General features: G+C 71.0%; 3 protein-coding genes and 1 pseudogene. 2 read left to right on the forward strand and 2 right to left on the reverse strand.

The genetic code is table 11. The features are described from left to right. On the reverse strand, positions 1-941 hold a 941-nt coding region (locus ACOJTC_RS14635), incomplete at its 3' end, for an ATP-binding cassette domain-containing protein (RefSeq protein ID WP_420117276.1). A gap of 326 nt (positions 942-1267) precedes the next feature. On the opposite strand from ACOJTC_RS14635, the gene ACOJTC_RS14640 reads away from it, so the two are divergent. Beyond that, positions 1268-2668: an alpha,alpha-trehalose-phosphate synthase (UDP-forming) gene (locus tag ACOJTC_RS14640; RefSeq protein WP_088646585.1), complete on the forward strand. Its 1401-nt coding sequence runs from the start codon at positions 1268-1270 to the stop codon at positions 2666-2668. Between the two features lie 41 nt (positions 2669-2709). Further along, positions 2710-5271 carry a trehalose-phosphatase gene (otsB, locus tag ACOJTC_RS14645; protein WP_420117277.1) on the forward strand — a complete coding sequence of 854 codons (2562 nt, stop codon included), beginning with the start codon at positions 2710-2712 and terminating at the stop codon, positions 5269-5271. A 36-nt stretch (positions 5272-5307) separates the two neighbouring features. On the opposite strand, the pseudogene ACOJTC_RS14650 reads toward otsB, so the two are convergent. Then, a pseudogene (locus tag ACOJTC_RS14650) lies at positions 5308-5438 on the reverse strand (uroporphyrinogen-III C-methyltransferase); the annotation flags it as partial.

Raw genomic sequence — 5438 nt, forward strand, 5'->3', positions numbered from 1 at the left:
CCCGGCGGGATCTGGATCTCCTCGAAGTCCAGCTTGCGGGTCTTCTCCGCCTCGGCGGCCATCTCGTCGTAGCGGTCCAGCCGGGCCTTGGACTTGGTCTGCCGGGCCTTGGCGTTGGAGCGGACCCACTCCAGCTCCTCGGTGAGCCGCTTCTTCATCTTGGCGTCGCGGCGACCCTCGACGGCGAGCCGGGCGGCCTTCTTCTCCAGGTAGGTGGAGTAGTTGCCCTCGTACGGGTACGTCCGGCCGCGGTCCAGCTCCAGGATCCAGTTGGCCACGTTGTCGAGGAAGTACCGGTCGTGGGTGATCGCCATGACGGTGCCCGCGTACTTGGCCAGGTGCTGCTCCAGCCAGGAGACGCTCTCCGCGTCGAGGTGGTTGGTGGGCTCGTCGAGCAGCAGCAGGTCGGGCGCCTCCAGCAGCAGCTTGCACAGGGCGACCCGGCGTCGCTCCCCACCGGAGAGCTGGGTGACGTCGGCGTCCGGCGGCGGGCAGCGCAGCGCGTCCATGGCCAGTTCGAGTTTGGAGTCGATGTCCCAGGCGTCGAGGTGGTCCAGCTCCTCCTGGAGCTTGCCCATCTCCTCCATCAGCTCGTCGGAGTAGTCGGTGGCCATCTGTTCGGCGATGGCGTTGAACCGGTCCAGCTTGGCCTTGGTCTCGGCGACCGCCTCCTCGACGTTGCCGAGCACGGTCTTGCTGTCGTTGAGCGGGGGCTCCTGGGCGAGCATCCCGACGGTGTAGCCGGGCATCAGCCGGGCCTCGCCGTTGCTCGGCTTGTCCAGCCCCGCCATGATCTTCAGCAGGCTGGACTTACCGGCGCCGTTCGGGCCGACCACACCGATCTTGGCCCCCGGCAGGAAGTTCAGCGTCACGTTGTCGAGCACGACCTTGTCGCCGTGCGCCTTGCGCGCCTTTTCCAGGACGTAGATGAACTGGGCCACGGTGCGGGCTACCTCCGTCGGTTGCTGTCGCCTTGGACGGCGGCGCGGCGCGGGCTGCGACCTTCGCCCGCCGCCGCCGGCCGGGGGCCGGCCACGCGCACGCCACCGTCAATCCTGACAGGTACGGCCCGCCACGCCCACATCACCCCGCCCGGTCGGCTCCACGTCACTTCCGCCACCGCTGAGCTGGTGATGTTGACAAGATCACGGTACGGGTGAAGCGGCCGTGGGACGGGTAGGTAAGTCCGGCACGGGGTCCCAGACGCCGCAGCTACGCTCAGTACGCTCATCGCGGTGGACCCGTCAGCACCCGGAGGTGGCCGATCGTGACCGTCCGTAGCTCCTTTGTCGTTGTGGCCAACCGACTGCCGGTCGACGAGGTGAGCACACCCGAGGGACGACAGTGGCGGCGCAGCCCCGGCGGGCTGGTCACCGCGCTGCACCCCGTCCTCGCCGAGCACCGGGGCACCTGGGTCGGCTGGGCCGGTGGCACCGGCGCCGCCCCGGAGCCGTTCGACCTGGAGGGCATCCGGCTGCACCCGGTGCCGTTGAGCGCCGAGGAGTTGGAACGCTACTACGAGGGCCAGTCCAACGCGACCATCTGGCCGCTCTACCACGACGCGGTCGAGACCCCCGCCTACAAGCGCCGCTGGCGGGAGGCGTACCGGCTGGTCAACGCCCGGTTCGCGGAGGCCGCGGCGGACGTCGCGGCCGAGGGCGCGACGGTCTGGGTGCAGGATTACCAGCTCCAGCTCGTCCCGGCGATGCTGCGCGAGCTGCGGCCGGATCTGAAGATCGGCTTCTTCCTGCACATCCCGTTCCCGCCGATCGAGCTGTTCATGCAGATGCCGTTCCGCACCGAGATCCTGCGCGGCCTGCTCGGCAGCGACCTGGTCGGCTTCCAGCAGCGGCTGGCCGCGCAGAACTTCGTCCGGCTGGCCCGGCACCTGCTCGGGCTGCGCTACGAGGGGCAGATGATCCAGGTCGACGGGCGGCAGGTGAAGGCCGGTGCGTTCCCGATCTCCATCGAGACCAAGGAGATGGAGCGGCTGGCCGAGGACCCGGCGATCCAGGCCCGGGCCAAGCAGATCCGCGAGGAGCTGGGCAACCCGAAGACGATCATCCTGGGCGTCGACCGGCTGGACTACACGAAGGGCATCGAACTTCGACTCAAGGCCTTCCGGGAACTCCTTGCTGACGGAAAGTTGACAGTTCCGGACGCGGTTATGGTGCAGGTGGCCACCCCCAGCCGGGAGCGCGTGGAGCACTACCAGGCACTTCGGGTCAAGGTGGAACGCGAGGTTGGTCGGATTAACGGCGAATTCGGCAGGGTCGGCGTGCCGGCGGTGCATTATCTGCATCAGTCGTACAGTCGCAGCGAACTGGCCGCGATGTACGTCGCGGCCGACGTGATGATGGTGACCCCGCTGCGAGACGGAATGAACCTGGTGGCCAAGGAGTACGTCGCATCGCGCGCCGACCAGGGCGGTGCGCTCGTGCTCAGCGAATTCGCCGGCGCGGCCACCGAGCTGCGCCAGGCGTTCCTGTGCAATCCGCACGACCCCGACGCCGTCAAGGACGCCCTCCTGCGGGCTGTACACGTAGAGAAGCCGGAGGCCCGTCGACGCATGCGGATCATGCAACGTCACCTGCGCACCCACGATGTGGGGCACTGGGCGAAGTCCTTTCTGACCGAGTTGGGCGCACCGGGGACGGAGGCCGAGTGAACGCCCCCACCGCCGAGATCATCACCCCCGCCGCCGGGACGATGGACCCGGAACTGCTCGCCGCGATCGGACGCATCGCCCGCGTACCACAGCTCCTGGTCGCCTGCGACTACGACGGCACCCTCGCGCCGATCGTGGCGGACCCGAGCAAGGCCGTGCCGCTGCCCGAGTCGGTCGCCGCCGTCCGGGCGCTGGCCTCGCTGCCGCAGACCACCGTCGCGGTGGTCTCCGGACGGGCGCTGCGCGACCTGGCCGCGTTGTCCCGGCTGCCCAACGAGATCCACCTCGTCGGCAGCCACGGCTCCGAGTTCGACATCGGCTTCGTCGAGCGGCTCTCCCCCGAGCTGGTCGCCGTGCGCACCCGGCTGCGCGACGCGCTGCGCGAGATCGCCCAGGCCCACCCGGGGGTACGGCTGGAACGCAAGCCGGCCAGCGTCGCGGTGCACACCCGCGGGGTCGACCCGCAGGTCGCCGCCGCCGCCGTCGAGGCCGTCCGCAACGGACCGGCGAAGTGGGACGACGTCACCGTCACCCAGGGCAAGGAGGTCATCGAGCTGTCGGTGGTCGCCACCCACAAGGGCACCGCGGTCGACCAGCTCCGCACCCAGCTCTCGGCCAGCGCGGTGCTCTTCATCGGCGATGACGTCACCGACGAGAACGCCTTCGGCACCCTGCGCGGCCCCGACCTGGGCATCAAGATCGGCCCCGGGGACACCCAGGCGCACTACCGGGTGGCCGAGCCGATCGAGGCGGCCCGCGCGCTGGGCCTGCTGCTGGAGACCCGCCGGCACTGGCTCTTCGGCGAGCGGGCGGTGCCGATCGAACGGCACTCGATGCTGGCCAACGGGCGTACCGTCGCGCTGCTCACCCCCGAGGCCAAGGTGAGCTGGCTCTGCCACCCCAAGCCCGACTCGGCGGCGATCTTCGCCGACCTGGTCGGCGGCAGCCCGGCCGGGCACTTCACCGTCGGGCCGGAGCGCGGCGGCATCCCGCTGGGCCAGCGCTACCGCAACGGCACGATGACCGTGGAGACCCGCTGGTCGGGGCTCACCGTCACCGACTGGCTGGACCTGCCGGCCCGGGAGACCACCCCGGACGGCCCGGCCGTCATCACCGGCGACTCCACGCTGGTCCGGGTGCTCACCGGCTCCGGCCGGGCCCGGATCGAGTTCGCCCCGCGCCCCGAGTTCGGTCAGGTCGCCACCCAGCTCCAGCCGATGGACAACGGCCTGCTGGTGCTCGGCTCCAACGAGCCCGTCGCGCTCTACTCCCCCGGGGTGACCTGGCAGGTCCGCAACGACGGCGGGTACGAGACCGCGCACGCCGTGGTCGACCTCTCCGCCACCGGCGGCCAGGTGGTGCTGGAGCTGCGCTTCGGCACGCACAGCCTGGAGGACCACGCGGTCGCCATCCACGACCGGCAGGCCAGCGCCGAGCAGCCCTGGAAGGAGTGGGTGGCCTCGCTGCGGCTGCCCGCCACCGCCCGGGACCTGGTCGCCCGCAGCGCGCTCACCCTGCGTGGGCTCTGCCACGAGGCGACCGGCTCGATCCTGGCGGCGGCGACCCCCTCGCTGCCGGAGGAGCTGGGCGGCGTCCGCAACTGGGACTACCGGTACTGCTGGCTGCGGGACGCGGCGATGACCGCGCGGGCCCGGGTCGACCTCGGCTCGCTCGAGGAGGCCGAGGCGCTGCTGCGCTGGGTGGACGGCTGCATCGAGCGCACCGGCGGGCACCCCGAGCGGCTGCACCCGCTCTACACGGTCGACGGCTACGAGCTGGGCGCCGAGGCGGTCATCGACACCCTGCCCGGGTACGCCGGCTCCCGGCCGGTCCGGGTCGGCAACCTCGCCAACCACCAGCTCCAACTGGACGTCTTCGGCCCGATCGCCGACCTGATCGCGGCCGTCGCCGACGCCCGGGGTTCGGTCCGCGACGACGAGTGGCGGGTGCTGGACAACATGGTCGAGGCGGTCCGCCGCCGCTGGCACGAGCCCGACCACGGCATCTGGGAGGCCCGTCTCCCACCCCGGCACCACATCTTCTCCAAGGTGATGTGCTGGATGACCGTCGACCGGGCCCTGCACGTGGTGCGTCAGCACGACGGCGAGGACCGGCCGGAGTGGGTGGAGCTGCGCGACCGGATCGGCGCCAACGTGCTGGAGAACGGCTGGCACGAGGAGGTCGAGGCGTACAGCGTCGCGTACGGCGACGAGGACATGGACGCCTCCTCGCTCTGGATCGGGCTGTCCGGCCTGCTCCCGGGCGACGACCCGCGCTTCCTCTCCACCGTGCTCAAGATCGAGGCGGATCTGCGCAGCGGCCCGGTCGTCTACCGCTACCACTGGGACGACGGTCTGCCGGGTCGGGAGGGTGGCTTCCACATCTGCACGGCGTGGCTGATCGAGGCGAACCTGCGCACCGGTCGGCGTACCGACGCCGAGGAGCTGTTCGCCCAGATGGTCGACACTGCCGGCCCGACCGGGCTGCTCCCCGAGCAGTACGACCCGCTGGCCGAGCGCGGGCTGGGCAACCACCCGCAGGCGTACAGCCACCTCGGCCTGATCCGCTGTGCCCTGCTGCTGGACAACATGCTCAAGCAGTAGCGCCCCACGCGATCGACTCAGTTGGGCCGAAGTTTCGGCCACCGCGTCGAGGGTGGACCGCAGCACCCGCTGGGCACCCGTCGTGGCCTCCTGGACCACGGCGGCCGGCGTCTGCGGCGGCCGGCCGTGGGCGATCAGGGTCCGGCTGATGGCGGCGAGGTTCTTCA

This window comes from Micromonospora sp. (assembly GCF_048594385.1).
Taxonomy (GTDB): domain Bacteria; phylum Actinomycetota; class Actinomycetes; order Mycobacteriales; family Micromonosporaceae; genus Micromonospora; species Micromonospora wenchangensis.

Coding starts and splice junctions, on each gene's coding strand:
- otsB (WP_420117277.1), top strand. CDS start 2,710: ATGGACCCGGAACTGCTCGCCGCGATCGGACGCATCGCCCGCGTACCA.